Here is a 19945-nt window from a genome sequence, read left to right as displayed (position 1 = left end):
TCAGAGACCCAACGCCTTCGCCTTCGCCGCGTCGTAGTCCTCCTGGGTGATCAACCCGGCGTCGAGCATCTCCTTGGCACGCTTGAGCACCGCGACCGGGTCGTCGGCAGCCGGCGCCGCGGGGGCGGCAGGAGTGGCGGGTGCAGGCGCGGCAGCGGGCTGCTGGGTGGGCTGCTGGAGACCACCGAGTCCCATGCCACCGGTGGCCATGCCCATGCCCACCAGGCCTCCGGGCCCGGCGTTCTCCCCCGCCGCCTCGATGCCGGCCGCGACCGACGCCTGGAGGTTGGAGTTGCCACGCGAGCCCGACAGGGCGTCGGCGCGCTGGACGTTCTTGAGCAGCTCGCGCGTCGTGGCGTCGTACTCGATGGAGATGATCGCGGTCTTCACGATCTCCAGCCCGCGGTCGGTGCGCCAGCGGTAGTTGGCCTCCACCGCCGCGGACAGCGACTGGGCGAAGCCCACGGAGTCCTGCTGGAGCCGGCTGATGCGGTTGCCCTTGGCCGGGTCGTTGGTGTACATCGAGAACGCCGGCGCCAGCGACCCGACGACCTCGTTGAACAGCTGCTCGCCAGCCGGGTTGTCGATGTCGGTGAAGTCGAAGACCGCCTGCCCACCGATCACGCCGGCCGGCACGAAGTTGCGGATGAAGGTCAGCGGGTCGGTGATCTTGAGGGTGTAGGTGCCGCGGGTGATGGCGCCGACCTGGGTGTTGAGGAAGGCGTCGTCCCAGTAGATCTCCGACTGGGTGCCGAACTTGTTGTTGGGCAGCTCCTTGAGCGCCACGAAGATCGCCGTCTGCTGGCTGCCCGGCCGGCCGCCGAACTTGAAGCGCTCCCAGCTCTGCTTGACGATCGAGTCGACGAGCCCGCCGCCGGAGAAGACCGACTGCGAGGCCGCCTCGTCGGAGTCCCAGACGTAGGCCCCCGGCTGGGCCGCGAAGCCGGTGAACGCGCCGTCCTGCAGCAGCACCAGGCCGTAGCCCTCCGGCACGACGATCTTCGAGCCGTTGGTGATGACGCCGTCGGAGGCGCGGTCGTTGGCGCCGCGCCCGGCGTTCTCGCCCTTGCGCACCGCGGGGAAGAGCGCCGCGGTCGGCGCCAGCCCGTCGGGCACGCCGAAGAAGTCGAGCCACTGGTCGGCGAGCGTGCCGCCGACGGCACCGCTCACTGCCTGGAAGAGTCCCATCGCGATTCCCGTCCCTGTCGTGCGGGCGTGGCGAGGTCGCCCCGCGCTCGTCGGCCGCAACACTAGCGCTCGCCGCGTGCCTGGTCTGGACGTTCGACGCGTCAGCGTCGACCCTGCTGCAGCGCCGTCCAGGTGTCGGTCGTGACCACGCCGGTCGGGTCCGCCCCGAGGCGCTGCTGGTAGCGGCGCACGGCCTTCGCGGTGCGCTCGGTCACGACCCCGTCGGGGTCCACCGAGCGAGCCCCGGCCGCCCGCAGGGCCCGCTGCAGCCGCAGGACCGCCGGGCCGGTCGAGCCGACCTTGAGCAAGGGCGCAGACCCCTGCGCGAACAGCGCGGTCCAGGTGGCGGTGTCGGCCTTGCCGGTCACCCGCAGGTCGTGGTGACGCTGGTAGGACGCGACGGCGCGGGCGACGTCGCGGTCGAAGCGCGCGTCGAGGCGGCCGCGGTAGCGCGCCTGGCTGCGCAGCAGGCACTGCAGGGCCCGCACACGCGGCCCCGTGCTGCCGTTGCGGAGCCGGGAGTAGCGGGGGAAGTCGAGTCGGGTGCCGCCGCACTGGCGCGGCACGCGGATGGGCCGCGAGCCCCCGTCGAGCTCCATGAAGTTGCGGTCGATGGTGAGCGCCACCCCGCCGTAGGCCGCGGTGGTGTGCAGGGCGTACTGGTGGACGCGCTCGCCCGACCAGCTCGCCGCGCGGACCCAGCGCGGGTCGATGTCGGCGTCGGCGCGCGCGTTGTCCCACGCGTACCAGACCTGGTCGGGCATCGCGTAGGAGCCCGGAGAGAGGTGGTCGGCGTTGTCCAGCGCGTGGATGCCGGCCGAGATGCTGGAGTAGACGCCCGAGCGGAAGCCCAGGTCGTGCAGGGCGAGCGTCCACCCGCTCAGGAAGCGCAGCGCGGAGCGGCGGCAGTCGTCCGACGTCACGTCGAACCCGCCCTCGAGGTCGTACCAGACGGTGCTGCCGGCGGGCAGCCCGAGCTCGCGGGCGCGGGTCACCGCTGCGGCCGCCTCAGCGCGCCCGCGCGCGTCGGCGGCGGCGTAGTCGGCCGCCGGGTCAGGGTCGATCAGGTCGCCGTAGCCGCTCTGGCACGCGGCCTGGGGTCCGACCCAGATCGGGAGCAACCGCCAGCCGGCGGCGCGCTGGCGCGCGACCCAGGTCGCGTCGAGGTGCTGCTGGCCGGCGTCGGTGGCGGTGGGCCAGCACGACGCCATCGAGCCGCCGATGTAGATGCCCGCGCCCCAGAAGGGCGACGAGGTCAGCCAGGCGTCCATCTGCTCCTGCGTCGGCGCGCACCGCGCGTCGAAGGCATAGCCGGTGATGCCGTCCGTGCGGCGCTCGGCGGCGACCGCCGCACCGCCGGACAGCATCGTGGCGCAGAAGGCGAGCAGGACCGCCACGACAGTGGCAGCGCGGAGTGGTGCGACGTGCATGTGTTCTCCCCCGAGACGTGGTGTGCGCAGACCCTAGCGTGGATGCCCGCCCGGGATGTCGACGTCGGGGTCGTAGGGCACGCGGGTGTAGACGAAGGTGGCGCACTCGAGGTGGTGGACCGTGCCGTCCGGGCGACGAACGACGTCGAGGCGCTCGCCGCGGTGGTAGCCCGCCACCCCCACGAGCCCGCCGTCGACCACCTCGAACCGCTCGCGCACCGGCCCCGGGCGCGCCATCAGGCGCAGCTCGAGCCCGTCGTTGTGCCAGCGGGTGTCGTAGGCGGTGTTGCCCCAGAACCACACGCCCGGCACGTCGTGCGCCTCCGGGGGCAGCGTGGTGGTGGGGCGCCAGGGCGCCGGGCGTGCGTCGTCGGCGTCGGGGTCGCCCTCGATGAGGGAGACCGCCAGCTCCTGCGGCGCGATGCCGCTGGTCGCGTTGGTGAGCACGACCGCTCCGATGCCACTGTCGGGGTCGACGTGGAGCGAGGCCATGAAGCCCGGCATCGACCCGTCGTGACCGACGAGCCGGCCGCCCGGGTGCAGCCCGAGCATCAGGCCCAGCCCGTAGTCGCGGGTGACGGGGCGCCCCATCTCGGCCAGCGAGTCGGGGGTCAGGACGTGCGGGTGCGCCCCGGCCAGCACCTGGCCCCACGTGACGAGGTCGGCGAGCGTCGACCACAGCTGGCCGGCCGGCGCCATCGCGCCGGTGTCGGTGAGCGGCTCGTGCACCCGGACGCCCGTGAAGTGGTCGACGCTCCAGCCCGGCTGGGCGCCCGGCCGGGGCAGGTACGACGTCGCCCGCATCCCCAGCGGCTGGAGCAGGCGGGTCGCGACGAGCTGGCGCCACGGCGCGCCGAGGCGACGCGACACCACCTCGCCCAGCAGGCCGTAGCCGAGGTTGGAGTAGTGGAACCACTCCCCCGGCCCCGCCACCCGTCCGGTGCCGTCGTTGGCGGCCACGAGTGCCCCGAAGTCGCCGCCGCGGGTGCGCTCCCACCAGCGGCCCCGCGGCTCGCTCTGCATGCCGGAGCTGTGCGACAGCGCGTCACGGATGCTCACCTCGCCGTAGCCCACCTCGCCGAGGTGGGCCGCCAGCGGGTCGTCGAGGTCGAGCAGTCCCTCGTCGCGCGCCTGCATGACCAGCACCGCGGTCAGGGTCTTGGTGATCGACCCGATCCGGTACTGCCCGTCGAGACCCGGTGCGTCGCCGGCGCCGCCCGCCCACACCGCGCCGTAGCGGTCGAAGACCGCGCCGACGACGGACGTCAGCCGGCCCTCAGCCTGCGCGACATCGAGGAGTCGCTGACGCTGGTCACTCACGGCCCAGACACTAGCCCCGGCTCAGTCCTGGGCGAACGCCTCCGGCGGCGGGCAGGCGCACACCAGGTTGCGGTCGCCGTAGGCCTGGTCGATGCGCGCCACCGGCGACCAGTACTTGTCGGGGTCGATGCCCTGGGGAAAGACGCCGACCTCGCGGCTGTAGGGGCGGTCCCACTCCCCGACGAGCGCGCGCGCCGTGTGCGGGGCGTGCCGCAACGGCGAGTCCTCCGGGGTCCACTCGCCCGCCTCGACCCGCGCGATCTCTCCGCGGATCGCGATCATCGCGTCGCAGAAGCGGTCGATCTCGGCGAGGTCCTCGGACTCGGTGGGCTCCACCATCAGGGTGCCGGCGACCGGGAACGACATGGTCGGGGCGTGGAAGCCGTGGTCGACGAGCCGCTTCGCGACGTCGTCCACCGTGACGCCGCTCGACTTGGTGATCTCGCGCAGGTCGAGGATGCACTCGTGGGCGACGAGGTCGCCGTGGCCGCGGTAGAGCACCGGGAAGTGCTCGCCGAGACGGTGGGCGACGTAGTTGGCCGAGAGCACCGCGACCGCCGTGGCGCGGGTGAGCCCCTCCCCGCCCATCATCCGGATGTAGGCCCACGTGATCGGCAGGATGCCGGCCGAGCCGTAGGGAGCGGCGCTGATGGGCCCGATCCCCTCGCGCTTGGCCGCCTCGGGGTGCGCAGCGTGCGAGGGCAGGTACGGCGCGAGGTGGGCACGCACGGCCACCGGGCCCACGCCGGGTCCGCCACCGCCGTGCGGGATGCAGAAGGTCTTGTGCAGGTTGAGGTGCGACACGTCGCCGCCGAGCTCCCCCGGCCGCGCGAAGCCGAGCAGGGCGTTGAGGTTGGCGCCGTCGACGTAGACCTGGCCGCCGTGGTCGTGCACGATCTTGCACAGGTCGGTGATGGTGTCCTCGTAGACCCCGTGCGTGGAGGGGTAGGTCACCATGATCGCCGCGAGCGTCTCGGCGTGCTGCTCGCACTTGGCCAGCAGGTCGTCGAGGTCGACCGAGCCGTCGTCGGAGGCCTTGACGACGACGACCTTCATCCCGGCCATCACCGCAGAGGCGGCGTTGGTGCCGTGGGCCGACGACGGGATGAGGCACACGTCGCGGACCGACCCAGTGCCGTCGGCAGACCTGTTGGCAGCGTGGTAGCCCCGGATCGCCAGCAGCCCGGCGAGCTCCCCCTGGGAGCCGGCGTTGGGCTGCACCGAGACCTGGTCGTAGCCGGTCACCTCGGCCAGCCATCGCTCGACGTCGTCGACGAGCTCGCGGTAGCCGGTGGCGTCCTGGGCGGGGGCGAACGGGTGGAGGTCGGCGAAGCCGGGCAGGCTCACCGGCTCCATCTCGGTGGTGGCGTTGAGCTTCATCGTGCACGAGCCCAGCGGGATCATGCCCCGGTCGAGGGCGTAGTCGCGGTTGGACAGCCGGGCGAGGTAGCGCAGCATCTGCGTCTCGCTGTGGTGGGAGTTGAAGACCTCGTGGGTGAGGAAGTCGGTGGTGCGGCGCAGCGGCTCGGGCAGGCCGGAGGCGGCGTCACCGTCGGCCGGGGCCACGCCGAAGGACCTCAGCACGGCCGCGACGGTCGAGGGGCTGGTGCGCTCGGACGTCGAGACGCCGACGTGGTCGGCGTCGACGGGACGCAGGTGCAGGCCGACCGTGCGTGCAGCTGCGACCACCTCCGCGGCGCGGCCGGGCACGGCGACGGTGAGGGTGTCGAACCACGTGTCGTTGACGACCTCCAGGCCGCCGGCGCGCAGCGCGGCCGCGATCCCGCTGGCGTGGTCGTGGGTGCGTCGGGCGATCCGGCGCAGTCCCTCCGGCCCGTGGTAGACGGCGTACATCGAGGCGACGACGGCCAGCAGCACCTGCGCGGTGCAGATGTTGGAGGTCGCCTTGTCGCGGCGGATGTGCTGCTCGCGGGTCTGGAGCGCCAGGCGGTAGGCCGGGCGACCCTCGGCGTCGACCGAGACGCCGACGAGACGACCGGGCAGGTGCCGCTCGAGGCCGGCCGAGACCGACATGAAGCCGGCGTGGGGGCCGCCGTAGAACAGGGGTACGCCGAAGCGCTGGGACGAGCCGACGACCACGTCGGCGCCGAGGGTGCCGGGAGCCTCGAGGAGCGCCAGCGCGAGGATGTCGGCCGCGACCACGGCGAGGCCGCCGCGCTCGTGCACCTCCTCGATGACCGGGCGCGGGTCGACTACGGCGCCCGAAGCCCCGGGGTACTGCACCAGCACCCCGCTGACGGGCCCCTCGGGGAGGCCGTCGGCGAGGTCGGCCACCACGACCTCGATGCCCAGGCCGGCCGCGCGGGTGCGCACCACGTCGATCGTCTGGGGCAGCGCGTCGGCGTCGACGACGAACGGACCGCTGGCGTTGCGCTGCGCACGGCGTACGAGCGTCATCGCCTCGGCCGCGGCGGTGCCCTCGTCGAGGAGCGAGGCGTTGGCGGTGGGCAGGCCCGTCAGGTCGGCGACGACGGTCTGGAAGTTGAGCAGCGCCTCGAGGCGACCCTGGGAGATCTCGGGCTGGTAGGGCGTGTACGCGGTGTACCAGGACGGGTCCTCGAGCACGTTGCGGCGGATCACCGGCGGGGTGATCGTGGCGTGGTAGCCCAGGCCGATCATGGCTTCCGCGGGGCGGTTCTGCGAGGCCAGCGTGCGCAGCGCGCGAGCGGTGGCCTCCTCGTCGAGCGGGGCGGGCAGGTCGAGCGCGGCCGCGCTGCGGATGCCCCCGGGCACCGCGGAGCTCATCAGGGATTCCAGCGACTCGTGCCCCACCGCCGCGAGCATGTGGGCGACGGCGGCGTCGTCGGGGCCGATGTGGCGAGCGACGAACTCGCCCAGGACGGTGTCGCCGGCGGACGAGGCGCTGGTGGGGGTGGCGTCGGGCACGAGGGGCTCCCTGAGGTCGCTTGCGTGACCTCCCCCTCTGTCGGACCGGTGACCTCCAGAGTGCCAACCCAGTGCGGTCCGGGTGCCTGAGAGGTTCCGGGGAGGAATTGCCCCTTCGGCGCACCTCGACCGGTCAGCACCGGCCTCGATGACTCTCCCGCATGGGATGTCGGCGCTGCGAGTCTAGCCCCCGCAGGCGCCAGCGCCATGCCGAAGGTGGGGTACGTGGACGCGGCCGGGCCCACAGACAGCACCAGGCCGCCCGATGGTGCGGGCGGCCTGGTGGGAGGGTCTGCGGGGTGGGCCCTGCGTCGAGGCGGGCTCAGCCGGTGTGGCGGGCGGCGCGACGCGCGGCGAGCTCGTCGCCGGCGACCGGCGCGGCCGTCTCGTCGGCGGTGCGCTCGCTCGGCAGCTCGGCGAGCGTGCCCTCGATCTCGCGCCACACGCCGCCGATCGCGATGCCGAAGACACCCTGACCGCCCTGGAGCAGGTCGATGACCTCGTCGTTGCTGGTGCACTCGTAGACCGAGGCGCCGTCACTCATCAGCGTCACGCGGGTCAGGTCGTCGGTGCCGCGCTCGCGCAGGTGGGCGGTCGCGGTGCGGATCTGCTGCAGGGAGATCCCGGCGTCGAGCAGGCGCTTGACGACCTTGAGGATCAAGATGTCGCGGAAGGAGTAGAGACGCTGCGAGCCGGAGCCCGCCGCCCCGCGCACGCTGGGCTCGACCAGGCCGGTGCGGGCCCAGTAGTCGAGCTGGCGGTAGGTGATGCCGGCGGCGTTGCACGCGGTCGGGCCGCGGTAGCCGGTGTCGCTGGGCAGCGGCGAGACGTCGTCGGCGAAGAGCAGGCCCTGCTCCTCCGCGCGGTCGGCGGCCTCGTGCGCTGCCTTCGTCTGGGCGGCGTCGGCGCCGTGCTCGTTCTCGTTGCTAGCCACAGTGACCCTCCAGGTCAATTCCTCCGCTGAGCGGTAACTCCTGGGGGAAGGGCCCGCCGGGAGCCGGACGGGCCGACAACCACAACGGTGGAGTTACAACAGAGACAGTTCAAGGTAAGCCCGGACGTCAGCCTTGTCCATCCACGCGACGGCGTGTCGCAACCCTCAACCTCAGGTTGAGAGTGAGGGTTGCGCGTCAGGTGGAGCTGTGGCTCACGGCGCTTCCTCGAAGTCGTCCGGGGAGACGTGGTCGAGGAACTCGCGGAACCGCTCGACCTCGTCCTCCTGCTCCGCCGGAACGGCGAGGCCGGCCTCCTCCAGCACCGCCTCGGCGCACACGATGCGGGTGCCCGTGCGCAGCGCGAGCGCGATCGAGTCCGACGGGCGGGCACCGACCTCGGCGCCGCCGTCGAAGACGAGCTGGGCGAAGAAGATGCCGTCCTGCACGTCGACGATCCGCACCTCGTCGAGGCGCTGACCCGTCGCCTCCAGGACGTCACGCATGAGGTCGTGCGTCAGGGGCCGCGGCGGGGTGACGCCCTGCTGGGCGAAGGCGATGGCCGTGGCCTCGACCGCCCCGATCCAGATGGGGAGGTAGCGCTCCCCCGTCACCTCGCGCAGGAGCACGATCGGCTGGTTGGAGGGCATCTCGACGCGCACTCCGACGACGTCCATTTCGCGCATGTCCCCACCCTACTCAGGTGTCCTGACCCGCGCGGGGCCGCCCGGCGGGGCGTTCAACCGCGGTCGAGCCCGACCTTCACGAGCGTCGCGTGGAGGCGCACCGACAGGGCTGCGATCTCGGACGTGGCGTCGTCGGCGCGCCCTCGCGCGGCCGCGTCGCGCCCGCGCGCGAGGGGCGCGACGACCTGCTGCACGAGGCCCACCTCGCGGTCGGCGGCGGTCTTGAAGGCGCGCAGGTGGCGGGGCTCGAAGCCGAAGTCGGCGAGCTCGCGGGCGGTCTGGGCGACCACCAGGGCGTCGCTGTCGAAGTGCCCGGTGCCGGTGCGTGCGCTGACCAGCCCGAACTGCTCGAGCTCGGTGAGCAGCTCATCGGAGATGTCGGCGACCTTGAGCAGCTCACGCCGTGACAGCCGCAGGTCGCTGGTGCGCCGGAACGACTCGGGGCTCGGCAGGCCGTCGGAGCTGAGCGCCACCTTCGGCACCGTGGGCACGACCGACTCGATGGCCGGCGGCTCGAGACCGCGGTCGATGGCGTCGAGGTGGTCGCCGATCACCTTCAGCGGCAGGTAGTGGTCGCGCTGCATGAGCAGGATGTAGCGCAACCGGGCGACGTCGTCGCCGGAGAACTTCCGGTAGCCGGAAGCGGTGCGCTCGGGCTTGACCAGCCCCTGGTCCTCGAGGAAGCGGATCTTGGGGATGGTCACACCGGGGAAGTCGGGGCGGAGCTGGTCGAGGACCTGCCCGATGTTGAGGCGGGCGCCGCGACTCGATGCCGAGGGCGTCGGGGCACTCACGGATCAGCTGCTCGGGTGCGAGGAGAAGAACACCAGGCGGTACTTGCCGATCTGCACCTCGTCGCCGTCGTTGAGCTCGACTGCGTCGATGCGGTCGCGGTTGACGTAGGTGCCGTTGAGGCTGCCCACGTCGCTGACGGTGTAGCCCGTGCCGGACCGGCGGAACTCCGCGTGGCGGCGCGAGACGGTGACGTCGTCGAGGAAGATCTCGCTGTCGGGGTGGCGTCCGGCTCCGACGACGTCGGTGTCGAGCAGGAAGCGGCTGCCGGCGCTGGGCCCGCGCTGGACCACCAGGAGGGCGTGGCCCTCCGGCAGCGCGTCGACGGCCGCGGCGTCGACCGCGCTCAGCTGGCGGTCGGAGGACTCGCGCTGGTCGGGCACGCCGAACGTGATGGTCGCGGTGGACTCGACCGGGGTGGCCCCGGTGTCTTCCCCGGCGAGCAGCTTGGTGCCGCACTGGGCACAGAAGCGGGCGTCGTCGGGGTTCTGCTTGCCACAGGCGGTGCAGAACGGCATCAGGAACTCCTCGGCGGATCGACTCCCAACCCTCAGCCGAGGGTTGAGGTTGATGGTTGCTCCGAACCTATCAGCCGGGCGGTGGCACGCGGGGGCCGATCGGCGCGGCGCTGGGTCGGGCAGGGGCAGGTCGTCGGCAGGTCAGCCGGCGAGGCCGCCCTCGTAGGTGGCGGCGTCCATGAGCCCGTCGACCTGCGAGCCGTCGGACACGGCGACCTCGAAGAGCCACCCCGCCTCGTAGGGGTCGCTGTTGACCAGCTCGGGCGTGGAGTCCAGGGCGGCGTTGGTGGCCACGACCTCGCCGGTGACGGGGGCGTAGATGTCGCTGACCGACTTGGTCGACTCCAGCTCGCCGCAGGTCTCCCCCGCGGTCACTGCGTCGCCGACCTGCGGCAGGGAGACGTACACGATGTCGCCGAGCGCGTCCTGGGCGAAGTCGGTGATGCCGATGCGCACCGAGCCCTCGGCCTCGCCGGGGGTGCGGACCCACTCGTGCTCGCTGGTGTACTTCAGGTTCTCCGGATACACGTCGAACTCCTTGGCAGAGGTGGCTGCGATCATCGGGGCACTTCGTCGGCAGGCTACTGGGCGCTGGCCGGCTCCGCATACTCAGGTCGCGACGGCTCGCGCACGCTGGTGATCTCGACCGACTCCAGGTCCTCGATCGTCACCGTGGCGCCGTCCAGGGTCTCGAGCGTCTGGACGGGGCCGGAGGAGAACGTGAGCGCGGTGCGCAGGATGTGGGGGTCACCGATCACGTCGAGGACGTACGGCGGCTCGAGCAGCTGGTCGTCGAGCTCGATCCCGCCGATGGCGTCCTCGAAGGAGCTGTCAGCACCGAGCCGGATCGAGTCGTTGAACTCCATCGCCTCCGCCCCCGCCGTGCGCAGCTCCTGCACGGTGTCGAGGAGCGAGCCGACGCTCACCGAGGTGGTCGACTCCGTGATCGTCACCCGCAGGCCCGGGCCCGAGACCGGCACCAGCCCGGCGATGACGTTGAGCGTGCGCACACGCTGCTCGGCCTCGTCGAGCGCGGCGGAGCGGGCCTGGTTCTCGTCGCGCAGCTCGTCGCGGCGGCTCTCGAGGCGGTCGACCTCGCGCCGCGCGCGCTCGGCCGTGCCGGTGAGGCCGTTGAGCACCTGCACCAGCTCGCTCTCACGCAGGCCGGCGTAGGTGTCGTTGGCCTTGGTGTCGCGCACCTGCACCACGACCGCGAACCCCAGCACGGCCAGGAGCACCGCCACCACGACCTGGCGCGACGAGGGCCGCGTCAGGGCGCTGCGGATCCGGTCGCGCTCGGGGTCGCGCTCGGGGTCGCTCGGGCGGGGCTCGTCAGGCATGGAAGACGTGCCTCCGGATGGCGGCGACGTTGGAGAAGATCCGGATGCCGAGCACCACGACGACACCGGTGGTCAGCTGGGCACCCACGCCGAGCTGGTCGCCGAGGTAGACGATCGCGGCGGCGATGACGACGTTGCTGACGAAGGAGACGACGAAGACCTTGTCGTCGAAGATGCCGTCGAGGTAGGCGCGCAGGCCACCGAACACCGCGTCGAGCGCGGCGACGACGGCGATGGGGAGGTAGTTCTGCAGGCTCAGGGGCACGTCGGGTGCGAAGACCAGACCGGCGATGATGCCGACGAGCAGGCCGAGTGCGGCGATCACGGGGTGCTCCCCTCTTCCTGTGCAGCGCCGTCGGGACCTGCGTTGAGCTCGATCACATCACGCAGCGGCCGCTCGGGCGCAGCCGGCAGCCGGATGTCGTCGACATTCTGCGGCTCGTAGACGAAGCCGTAGAAGCTGACCAGCGCGAACCACTCCTGGCCCTGGCTCGACTGGAGCAGCCGGGCCTGGAGGGTGCGGGGGTCGCCGATCGCCTGGACGACGTAGGGCGCGATGACGGGTCGGCCGTTGACGTGGATCGCCCGGGACGTGTTGCGGATGCCCCCGAGCACGTTGACCCGCTGGTCGTTGACGGCGATCGCCTCCGCGCCGGCCTCCCACAGCCCGTCGACGAGGTAGGCGAGGTCCTCGTCGCGGATCTCGTCGTTGACGTCGACGTCCGGCGGGTTGTCGACGGTGATCCGCACCCCCGGGCCCCGCACGGGCGAGAACCCCGTCACGAGCTCGGCGCGCTCGACGCGCGTCGCGAGGTCGTCGAGCTGGCCCTGGATCCGGGTGCTCGCGCCGGCTGCGGCCGCGTTGGACTGGGTGAGGTCGCCCACCTGGTGCTGCAGGTCGCGCAGCTCGCCGCTGCGGAGGTCGATCTGGTCGATCAGCGCGGCACGGCTCAGCTCGGTGACCGGGGCCTGCCGGTCGGTCTGGGCGGCGACCACGGCAGCCATCACTCCCAGCAGGGCCACCGCGGCGACGCTGGTCCAGTGGGGTCGTCCCCGCTGCGACGACGGCGCGACGCCTGCGGCGGCGCGCTGCTGGGCGACGTGCGCGTAGTCCTCGTCCATCGAGCGCGCCGTGATCAGCGAGAGCAGCGGCGTGGTCACGTGGGCCGGGAGCGGGTGCTCCGGCTGCTCGTGGGAGTGGCGCTCGTGGGAGTGGCGCTCGTGGGAGGCCCGGTGGGCGTGCGGCTCAGCCATGGTCGGTCGCGGGCGACGTACGACGCGGCGTCTCGCGCACCAGGGTGCGGACCTGCCACGCGTAGAGCACGCCGGCCCACCAGTAGAGACCGATGCCCCACCACGCGAACGCCCAGCCGAAGTTGCGGGCGAGGGTCGCGACGGTGCCGTCGCCCTCCCCGAGCAGCAGCAGCGGGAAGGCGTAGAGCAGGTTGAACGTCGCGGCCTTGCCGAGGAAGTGCACCGGGAGCGCCGAGAAGCCCCGCGTGCGCAGGATCGGCACCAGGCCCCAGAGGAGCAGGTCGCGCAGCGGGAGCGCGAGCGCGACCCACCACGGGATGATGTCGCGCAGGAACAGCCCGACGACCACGGCGAGGATGTAGAGGCGGTCGGCCACGGGGTCGAGGATCTCGCCGAGCCGGGAGAACTGTCCCAGCCGTCGCGCCAGCCAGCCGTCGAGGAAGTCGGTGAACCCCGCGACCATGAGCACGACCAGCGCGATCGCGTCGGACTCGGGGCCCAGGACGAGCCAGAGGAACAGCGGCACGCCGGCGAGCCGCACCACGCTGATCACGTTGGGCACGGTCCAGACGCGGGAGGCTTCCTCGGACACGCTCAGACCCTATCCAGCCCTCAGGGCGCGTCGACGGTGGACACGTCGTGGTGGGCGGCGTCGCGGATCTCGCCCACCAGCTCCTCCAGCACGTCCTCGAGGGTGACTAGACCGACGACCTCGCCGTCGCGCTCGACCACCCGGGCCATGTGGGCGCCCTTGACCTGCAGGCTCTCCAGCGCGTCGTGGAGCAGGTCGTCGGGGTGCACCGAGGCGAAGGGACGGATCCACTTGTCCTCGATCACGCGCGAGCGCTTGTCGTCGTCGGACTCCAGAGCGTCCTTGATGTGGAGGTAGCCGAGCAGCGTGCCGTCCGCCGCGGCCACCGGGAAGCGGCTGAAGCCGGTCGCGGCGCACACCGCCTCCACGTCGGCCACCGTCGACCCCGGCGCCACGGTGGCCAGGGTGTCGGGTGCCATGAGGATCGAGCCGACGGCCTTCTCGGTGAAGCCGAGCGCGCCCGCGAGCCGGTCGTACTCCTCGGCCTCGATGAGCCCCTCGCCCCGCGACTCCTCGACCAGGGCGGCGACCTCCTCGCGGGTGAAGCTGGAGTGCACCTCGTCCTTGGGCTCGATGCGCAGCAGGCGCAGCACCCCGTTGGCGAAGAGGTTCATGACCGCGATCACCGGGCGCAGCACGGTGACGATGACCATCATCGGCGGGCTGAGCACGAGCGCGGCGCGCTCGGCGCCGGCCAGGGCGATGTTCTTGGGCACCATCTCGCCCAGCACGACGTGGAGGTAGACCACGACCGACATCGCCACGACGAACGACACCGGGTGCAGGAAGTTGTCGGGCAACCGAGCTGCGTGGAAGAGCGGCTCGAGCAGGTGCGCCACCGCGGGCTCGCCGATGGCACCGAGGCCGAGCGAGCAGACGGTGATGCCCAGCTGGGCACCGGCCATCACCAGCGAGACGTTCTCCATCGCCCGCAGGGTCGTGCGCGCGGCGCGCGAGCCCTCCTGGGCGTGCGGCTCGATCTGGCTGCGCCGGGCGGCGAGCAGGGCGAACTCCGCGCCGACGAAGAACGCGTTGAGCACGAGCAGGACGAGGGCCAGGACCACGCCAAAGAGGTCACTGCTCACCGGAGACCTCCTCTGCGGGCGCGACGACACGCAGCTCGAGGCGGTCGATGCGCAGCCCGTCCATCCGCTCGACGGTGAGGGTCACCAGCCGCTCGCGCGGCTCGTGGGGGTCGGTGCGGTCGGGCACCGCGACCTCGACGCGGTCACCCGCGACCGGGATCTTCCCCAGCTCGCGCATCACCAGGCCCGCGACCGTGTCGTAGTCCTCGTGGTGCGGCAGCTCGACGTCGGTGGCGTCCTCGACCTCGTCGGGCCGCAGCAGCCCCGACAGCGTCCAGCTGCCGTCGCGGCGCTGGCGGATGCGTGCCCCGAGTCGGTCGTGCTCGTCGGAGATGTCGCCGACGATCTCCTCGACGACGTCCTCGAGGGTCACGATGCCGGCGTGGCCGCCGTACTCGTCGAGCACGATGGCCATCTGGAAGCCGTCCTGGCGCAGCAGCGCGAGCAGCGGGTCGAGGCGCAGGCTGTCGGGCACCACGACCGGTCGCACCATGACGTGCTTGATGCGCGTCGTGGCCCGCTCGTGCACGGGGACGGCGACGGCGTGCTTGACGTGCACGGTGCCGACGACCGTGTCCTCGGCGTCGAGCACCGGGAACCGCGAGTGACCGGTCTGGCGGGCGAGCTCGATGACCGAGGACACCCGGTCACCGTCCTCGACCGTGGTCGTGCGCACGCGCGGGGTCATGATCTCGCCGGTGGTGCGGGTGCCGAACTCCACCGAGCGCTCCATCAGCTCGGCGGTGTCGGCGTCGAGGGTGCCCTGGTCGGCCGAACGCTGGACGAGCGAGGCCAGCTCCTGCGAGCTGCGCGCCGAGCGCAGCTCCTCCTGCGGCTCGATCCCGAGGCGGCGCACGATGGCGTTGGCCGAGCCGTTGAGCACATGGATCGGCCGCTTGGTCAGCGCGGTGAAGCCGCGCATGAAGCCCTGGGTGGTGCGCGCGGTCTGCAGGGGCCGGGCGATCGCGATGTTCTTGGGCACCATCTCGCCGAAGACCATCGTGATGGCGGTGCCGAGCGCGAGACCCAGCGCGAGCGACAGCGGCGTGACCACCGACTCCGGCACGCCCGTGGCCGACAGCGGGCCGTCGATGAGGTCGGAGATGGCGGGCTCGGCCAGGAAGCCGATGGCGAGGTTCGTCACCGTGATGCCGACCTGGGCGCCGGAGAGCTGGGTCGAGAGCGAGCGCAGCGCGATCTGCACGCCTCGGGCACCTTCATCGCCCTCGGCGGCGGCGCGCTCGACGCTCGGGCGGTCGACGGTGACGAAGGAGAACTCGGCGGCGACGAACAGTCCGCAGGCCGCGACGAGCGCCAGGGAGGCCAGGAGCAGGAGGAGGGGGGTCACGACGCGCACCCGGTGGTCAGTGCGGTCGTGCGGGGACTTTGACTCTCGTCCATGGTCGGCGCGTGGGTTCCTTCGGTCGGCAGATTCTCGGCGTCGGCGAACCCACAGACTAGCCGTCCGTCACAGCTTTGCCCCAGTCGTCGTGTCGCTTTGGGGCGGTGCCCCCGACCGCCCTAGTGTGGCCCCGACATCTTGGGGCGAGCGAGAAGGACCCACGTGGGTCCGGCGGGGAATGACGACGATGCGAGCGTGGGCACAGTCGATCGCGGCCGCTCTCCTGGTGGTCCTCGTCGCCACCCTCGCCACGGTCACCGCCACCGGTGGCGCGAGCGGCGGAGCGCCCGGCGGCTCGGTGCGGATGGTCCAGACGACGCGCAGCCCGGACGCCGCCACGGGCGCGGGGCGACCCAACCTCGTCTTCGTCCTCACCGACGACATGCGCGACGACGACCTCGACCACATGCCGATCACCCGCCGGCTGCTCGTCGACCAGGGCATGCAGTTCACCGACGCGATCTCGCCGCACCCGCTGTGCTGCCCCGCCCGCGCCCAGCTGGCGACCGGTCAGTACGCCCAGAACAACGGCGTGCAGCACAACCGGGGCGTCCACGGCGGCTTCCAGGCCCTCGACCCGACGCGCGAGGCCAGCTCCTGGTTCCGCGACAGCGGCTACCGCACCGGCTTCGTCGGCAAGTTCCTCAACGGCTACGGCCCCCACGACGTGCGACCCTCCGGGTGGTCGCGGTGGGACGCGCTCACGCGCGGGGTCTACGACTACGTCGACTTCTCGATGACCGGTGACGGTGACCCGCAGCGCTACACCGACAGCTACATCACCTCGGTGATCGAGGACCACACCAACCGGGACGTGCGCGACTTCGCCGCGAGCGGCGACCCGTTCGTCGTCTACGCCTGGCACCTCGCGCCGCACTACCGCATCACGCCCGAGGGTGGTCGCGGCCTTCCGCCGGCAGCGCCGCAGGACCGCGGCCTGTTCCTCGACCAGCGGCCCTCGTCGTTCGACGCCCCGTCGTTCGACGAGAGTGACGTGAGCGACCAGCCGTCCTACCTGCGCCACCTCTCCCCCGCGCCCCGGGCCGAGGTGGCTGCGGAGAACACCGCGCGCCTCCAGGTGCTCCAGGCGGTCGACCGGGCGGTCGGCTCGCTGGTCGACACCCTCGACGAGGAGGGCGTGCTCGACGACACCTACATCGTCTTCAGCTCCGACAACGGCTACTCCCTCGGCGAGCACCGCTTCGTCGGCAAGGACGTCCTCACCGACGAGGCGCTGCAGGTGCCGCTGGTGGTGCGTGGGCCCGGGATCGCGCCCGGATCGACCTCGGACCTCCCGGTGACGCTGGTCGACCTGCCGGCCACGTTCGCCGCGCTGACCGGGGTCGCGCCCCAGTGGCTGGTCGACGGCACCTCGCTCGCCCCGACCCTGCACGGGGAGACGCAGTCCTTCCGCGACACCACCCTGATCCAGACCGGTCGCACTCTGGGCGACGGCTGGTCGCACCGCGGCGTGCGCACCGATCGCTACCTCTACGGCACCGACGGCACCGACGGGTTCCTCTACGACCACCTCATCGACCCCGACGAGATGGTCAACCGCATCGACGACCCGGCCTACGCCGACGTACGCGCCGCGCTGGAGCTGCGGCGCTCCGAGCTGGTCGGCTGCGCCGGCTGGACGTGCAACCAGCTCTTCGGGCCCGTGCCCGAGCCGTCACCCCTCGCCGACCGCCCTCAGCGCTGACGCACCGAGACCAGCACGAAGGTCTCGTCACCGCCCGCGAGGTCCTCCTCGCGCACGATGCCCACGCCCGGGGCGTAGAGCTTGGTCGACACCACGTCGGGCTCGAGCCGGCTCCACTCGAAGGTGCGCACGACGTCGCGCACCGTGCCGTAGGGGACGGTGGTCGTCGCACCGCGCTGCACCACCCACGCCTGGTCCTCCGCGGCACCCCGGTCGAGCTCCTGGCGGTAGGCGTCGGTGGCCGAGGGGTGCGCAGGCATGATCGTCCCCGCCACGGCGCCGTCGACCCCGGCCCGCCACGATCCGTCACGACTCTCGACGTCGCCGTGGTCGTCGTACGTCGCGGTGGCCTCGCCGAAGTACCAGACGTTGCCGTCGTCGTCGGCGGCGTACCAGTCGCGGGTGCGCTCTGCGAGAGAGCCGTCCGCACGACGCAGGACGTCGCGGACCACGGTGGTGGTCACGCCCTGGACCACCTTGGTGCGTGAGGTCACCACGACACGCTCGCGGAAGTGCTCCCCCTCGTCGGTGCCACGAAAGCGCGCGACGGTGCCGGGCACCAGCGGGAACCACGCGTTCGCGCGCGGGTGGTCGAAGTCGGCGGGGTCGACGACGCCGGAGCCGTGAGGGCTCGTGACCCGCGGGCTCGAGCCATGGCTCCAGGCTGTGGACGCCGTGGGCACGCCGGCTGCGCAGGTGACGGCAACGGCCAGCGCTGCGAGGTGGGTGGTCCTCATCGTGATCTCCTCTGAACGGGACGGCTCACCCGCCATCGTGCACCCGTGCGGCCGGCACGGGCACCCCCTCCCGGCGCCGGCGCGGGAGCCGGTCGTCATGCTGGCCCTCGTGCTCGACGTCCTGCAGCCCGTGCTGTCACAGGTGCTGCCGGTCGCGGTGTTCCTCCTCGCCATCACCGTGACGGCCGAGATCGCGCAGCTCGCCGGGGTCTTCGACGTCGCCGCGCACGCGCTGGCACGGCGAGCCCGGCACCGCGTCGTGCTGCTGTGGCTCGCCTTCTCCGGACTGGCAGTCGTCAGCACGGTCGTGCTGAGCCTCGACACGACCGCCGTGCTCCTGACCCCGGTCGGTCTCGCGATCGCCCAGCAGACCGGCATCGCGCCGATGCCGTTCGCCCTCACCACGCTCTGGGTCGCCAACACCGGCTCGCTCCTGCTCCCCGTCTCCAACCTCACCAACCTGCTCGCGGTGCACCGCTTCGAGGACCTCGGCGCCGACCACGCGGACTACGTGCGCACCGCAGCCCCGCCGGCGGTGGTCGCCGTCGTCCTCACCCTCGTGCTCATCGCGCTCCTGCAGCGCCGCTCGCTGCGCGGCACGTACGCCGTCGACCCACCCGCCGAGCCCCACGACCGCGCGCTGCTCGTCGTGTCCGGCGCGGTGTGCCTCGCTGTCGGCCCCCTGTTCGCCGTGGGACTCGAGCCCGCCGTGGTGGCGCTGGGCTCGGCCGCCGTGCTCGTCGGTGCGGTGCTGTGGCGCGCGCCCGCCCTGCTGCGCGACGTACGACCGCCGTGGCTGATGGCCGGCGCGTTCGTGCTGGTGGCCGGCCTGCTGCGCCTGGCGCAGGCCGAGGGCGTGCTCGACTGGCTGGGGCCGGCCGTCGGCACCGGGACGCGCCCGCTCGACCTGCTCCACCTCGCGGGCACCTCGGCCCTCGCGGCGAACCTGGTCAACAACCTGCCTGCCTACCTGGTCGTCGAGCCGTCCGCCGCCGACGACGTGCGCCGCCTGGTCGCGACGCTGGTGGGCGTCAACGCCGGGGCGATCGTCACGCCATGGGCCTCGCTCGCCACGCTGCTGTGGCTCCAGCGCTGCCGGTCGGCGGGCCTCGAGGTCCCCTTGCTGAGGCTGGCCGGGTGGGGCGCCCTGTGCGCCGCCGTCTGCGTCACGGCGGCGACGCTCGTCATCGTCTGAGCCGGGGCGGCCTGCGCCGCCCTCGACCCGGCCTGCGCCTCGCTTGCCCGGGTCTCGCGCTGGAGGAACGCGGACAGATCGCCGATGGTGCTCATCAGCGGGGCCGGGAAGACCACGGTGGTGTTCTTGTCGACGCCGATCTCGATCAGGCTCTGGAGGTTGCGCAGCTGCAGCGCCAACGGGTGCTGCATCATCGTGTCCGACGCCTCGCCCAGCGCCGAGGCCGCCGCGGCCTCGCCCTCCGCCGCGATGATCTTGGCCCGCTTCTCCCGCTCGGCCTCGGCCTGGCGCGCCATGGCGCGCTTCATGCTCTCCGGCAACGTGATGTCCTTGAGCTCCACGAGGGTCACCACCAGGCCCCACTCCGTCGTGGTCCGGTCGAGGATCTCGCGGATGTGGACGTTGATGACGTCGGTCTCGGCGAGCGTCTGGTCCAGGGTGTGCTGGCCCACGACGTTGCGCAACGTCGTCTGCGCGATCTGGTTGATGGCCGTCACGACGCTCTCGATGGCGAGGACCGACTTCACCGCGTCGACCACGTGGAAGTAGGCGACGCCGGCGACGTCGATGCTGACGTTGTCCTTGGTGATGATGCCCTGCGACTGGATCGGCATCGTGACCGTGCGCAGCGACACCACACGCAGCACGTCGACGAACGGGATGATCAGCCGGAGTCCGGGCTCCCGCACGCCGTGGAGCCGGCCCAGCCGGAACTGCACGCCCTTCTCGTACTGCCGCACGATCCGGATCGACAGTGCGAGCAGCAGCACGCAGACGATCCCGAGTGCGAGCACGATCCCCACCCATGTCTCCATGGTCCTCACCTCCGCTGGGCCCGGCACCGGGTGCGCACGGCTCCCTC

At 72.3% G+C, this 19945-nt stretch carries 18 protein-coding genes, 1 pseudogene and 1 riboswitch; of the genes and pseudogenes, 2 read left to right on the top strand and 17 right to left on the bottom strand.

The genetic code is table 11. The annotated features are described in order from the left end of the window. The 15 genes from ASG76_RS03195 to ASG76_RS03125 all read right to left on the bottom strand — a co-directional run bounded on the left by ASG76_RS03195 (position 1) and on the right by ASG76_RS03125 (position 15392). Positions 1 to 1188: an SHOCT domain-containing protein gene (locus ASG76_RS03195; protein ID WP_056600034.1), complete on the bottom strand. Its 1188-nt coding sequence runs from the start codon at positions 1186 to 1188 to the stop codon at positions 1 to 3. Between the two features lie 101 nt (positions 1189 to 1289). Continuing rightward, positions 1290 to 2618, bottom strand: coding sequence for a glycoside hydrolase domain-containing protein (locus tag ASG76_RS03190; protein WP_082587221.1), 1329 nt, complete (start codon positions 2616 to 2618; stop codon positions 1290 to 1292). A 33-nt stretch (positions 2619 to 2651) separates the two neighbouring features. Then, complete coding sequence (locus tag ASG76_RS03185; RefSeq protein ID WP_056600029.1) at positions 2652 to 3938, bottom strand: serine hydrolase domain-containing protein; 1287 nt, start codon at positions 3936 to 3938, stop codon at positions 2652 to 2654. 21 nt (positions 3939 to 3959) lie between these two features. Continuing rightward, positions 3960 to 6743 carry an aminomethyl-transferring glycine dehydrogenase gene (gene gcvP / locus ASG76_RS03180; protein ID WP_235529415.1) on the bottom strand — a complete coding sequence of 928 codons (2784 nt, stop codon included), beginning with the start codon at positions 6741 to 6743 and terminating at the stop codon, positions 3960 to 3962. A gap of 166 nt (positions 6744 to 6909) precedes the next feature. Next, positions 6910 to 7015, bottom strand: a riboswitch (glycine riboswitch). Positions 7016 to 7167: 152 nt separating this feature from the next. Then, positions 7168 to 7779, bottom strand: coding sequence for a MerR family transcriptional regulator (locus tag ASG76_RS03175; protein WP_056600026.1), 612 nt, complete (start codon positions 7777 to 7779; stop codon positions 7168 to 7170). A 213-nt stretch (positions 7780 to 7992) separates the two neighbouring features. Next, the gene (locus tag ASG76_RS03170; RefSeq protein ID WP_056600023.1) at positions 7993 to 8463 is read right to left on the bottom strand and encodes a bifunctional nuclease family protein; all 471 of its coding nucleotides are present in this window, start codon (positions 8461 to 8463) and stop codon (positions 7993 to 7995) included. Positions 8464 to 8516: 53 nt separating this feature from the next. Beyond that, the gene (locus ASG76_RS03165; protein ID WP_056600020.1) at positions 8517 to 9257 is read right to left on the bottom strand and encodes a MerR family transcriptional regulator; all 741 of its coding nucleotides are present in this window, start codon (positions 9255 to 9257) and stop codon (positions 8517 to 8519) included. 3 nt (positions 9258 to 9260) lie between these two features. Beyond that, positions 9261 to 9773: an FHA domain-containing protein gene (locus ASG76_RS03160; protein ID WP_056600018.1), complete on the bottom strand. Its 513-nt coding sequence runs from the start codon at positions 9771 to 9773 to the stop codon at positions 9261 to 9263. Between the two features lie 141 nt (positions 9774 to 9914). Next, positions 9915 to 10334, bottom strand: coding sequence for a glycine cleavage system protein GcvH (gcvH, locus tag ASG76_RS03155; RefSeq protein WP_082587220.1), 420 nt, complete (start codon positions 10332 to 10334; stop codon positions 9915 to 9917). A 20-nt stretch (positions 10335 to 10354) separates the two neighbouring features. Further along, positions 10355 to 11113: a DUF881 domain-containing protein gene (locus ASG76_RS03150; protein ID WP_056600016.1), complete on the bottom strand. Its 759-nt coding sequence runs from the start codon at positions 11111 to 11113 to the stop codon at positions 10355 to 10357. Continuing rightward, positions 11106 to 11438 carry a small basic family protein gene (locus ASG76_RS03145; RefSeq protein WP_056600013.1) on the bottom strand — a complete coding sequence of 111 codons (333 nt, stop codon included), beginning with the start codon at positions 11436 to 11438 and terminating at the stop codon, positions 11106 to 11108. The genes ASG76_RS03150 and ASG76_RS03145 overlap by 8 nt, the downstream gene beginning before the upstream one ends. Beyond that, positions 11435 to 12367 carry a DUF881 domain-containing protein gene (locus ASG76_RS03140; RefSeq protein ID WP_056600010.1) on the bottom strand — a complete coding sequence of 311 codons (933 nt, stop codon included), beginning with the start codon at positions 12365 to 12367 and terminating at the stop codon, positions 11435 to 11437. Before ASG76_RS03140 ends, ASG76_RS03145 begins: the two co-directional genes overlap by 4 nt. Further along, positions 12360 to 12959, bottom strand: coding sequence for a CDP-alcohol phosphatidyltransferase family protein (locus tag ASG76_RS03135; RefSeq protein WP_414858312.1), 600 nt, complete (start codon positions 12957 to 12959; stop codon positions 12360 to 12362). The genes ASG76_RS03140 and ASG76_RS03135 overlap by 8 nt, the downstream gene beginning before the upstream one ends. Positions 12960 to 12979: 20 nt before the next feature. Next, positions 12980 to 14044: a hemolysin family protein gene (locus ASG76_RS03130; RefSeq protein WP_056600004.1), complete on the bottom strand. Its 1065-nt coding sequence runs from the start codon at positions 14042 to 14044 to the stop codon at positions 12980 to 12982. Beyond that, a complete protein-coding gene (locus tag ASG76_RS03125) occupies positions 14034 to 15392 on the bottom strand; it encodes a hemolysin family protein (RefSeq protein WP_056600961.1) in 1359 nt (452 codons plus the stop codon). The genes ASG76_RS03130 and ASG76_RS03125 overlap by 11 nt, the downstream gene beginning before the upstream one ends. Before the next feature lie 241 nt (positions 15393 to 15633). Between ASG76_RS03125 and ASG76_RS03120 the strand changes: the two genes are divergently transcribed. After that, positions 15634 to 17151, top strand: a complete 1518-nt coding sequence (locus tag ASG76_RS03120; protein WP_162254070.1) for a sulfatase-like hydrolase/transferase — start codon at positions 15634 to 15636, stop codon at positions 17149 to 17151. Here ASG76_RS03120 and ASG76_RS03115 read toward each other — a convergent pair. After that, positions 17142 to 17888, bottom strand: a complete 747-nt coding sequence (locus tag ASG76_RS03115) for a hypothetical protein (RefSeq protein WP_056599998.1) — start codon at positions 17886 to 17888, stop codon at positions 17142 to 17144. The two genes, ASG76_RS03120 and ASG76_RS03115, sit on opposite strands and share 10 nt — an antisense overlap. Positions 17889 to 17985: 97 nt before the next feature. Here ASG76_RS03115 and ASG76_RS03110 point away from each other — a divergent pair, with 97 nt between their 5' ends. Continuing rightward, the gene (locus ASG76_RS03110; RefSeq protein ID WP_056600959.1) at positions 17986 to 19083 is read left to right on the top strand and encodes an SLC13 family permease; all 1098 of its coding nucleotides are present in this window, start codon (positions 17986 to 17988) and stop codon (positions 19081 to 19083) included. A gap of 242 nt (positions 19084 to 19325) precedes the next feature. On the opposite strand, the pseudogene ASG76_RS18660 reads toward ASG76_RS03110, so the two are convergent. After that, a pseudogene (locus ASG76_RS18660) lies at positions 19326 to 19898 on the bottom strand (SPFH domain-containing protein); the annotation flags it as partial. Between the last annotated feature and the right edge of the window lie 47 nt (positions 19899 to 19945).

This window comes from Nocardioides sp. Soil774, from assembly GCF_001428125.1.
GTDB lineage: Bacteria > Actinomycetota > Actinomycetes > Propionibacteriales > Nocardioidaceae > Nocardioides.
Note: the sequence above shows the minus strand (reverse complement) of the source record. Positions and strands in the feature narration are given on the sequence as shown.

What these genes read in the sequence shown, in the direction of transcription:
- ASG76_RS03190 (WP_082587221.1), bottom strand. Translation starts at nt 2,618, where the DNA reads ATGCACGTCGCACCACTCCGCGCTGCCACTGTCGTGGCGGTCCTGCTC.
- ASG76_RS03140 (WP_056600010.1), bottom strand. Translation starts at nt 12,367, where the DNA reads ATGGCTGAGCCGCACGCCCACCGGGCCTCCCACGAGCGCCACTCCCAC.
- ASG76_RS03120 (WP_162254070.1), top strand. Translation starts at nt 15,634, where the DNA reads ATGCGAGCGTGGGCACAGTCGATCGCGGCCGCTCTCCTGGTGGTCCTC.
- ASG76_RS03150 (WP_056600016.1), bottom strand. Translation starts at nt 11,113, where the DNA reads ATGCCTGACGAGCCCCGCCCGAGCGACCCCGAGCGCGACCCCGAGCGC.
- ASG76_RS03115 (WP_056599998.1), bottom strand. Translation starts at nt 17,888, where the DNA reads ATGAGGACCACCCACCTCGCAGCGCTGGCCGTTGCCGTCACCTGCGCA.
- gcvP (WP_235529415.1), bottom strand. Translation starts at nt 6,743, where the DNA reads ATGCTCGCGGCGGTGGGGCACGAGTCGCTGGAATCCCTGATGAGCTCC.
- ASG76_RS03195 (WP_056600034.1), bottom strand. Translation starts at nt 1,188, where the DNA reads ATGGGACTCTTCCAGGCAGTGAGCGGTGCCGTCGGCGGCACGCTCGCC.
- gcvH (WP_082587220.1), bottom strand. Translation starts at nt 10,334, where the DNA reads ATGATCGCAGCCACCTCTGCCAAGGAGTTCGACGTGTATCCGGAGAAC.
- ASG76_RS03160 (WP_056600018.1), bottom strand. Translation starts at nt 9,773, where the DNA reads ATGCCGTTCTGCACCGCCTGTGGCAAGCAGAACCCCGACGACGCCCGC.
- ASG76_RS03110 (WP_056600959.1), top strand. Translation starts at nt 17,986, where the DNA reads ATGCTGGCCCTCGTGCTCGACGTCCTGCAGCCCGTGCTGTCACAGGTG.
- ASG76_RS03170 (WP_056600023.1), bottom strand. Translation starts at nt 8,463, where the DNA reads ATGCGCGAAATGGACGTCGTCGGAGTGCGCGTCGAGATGCCCTCCAAC.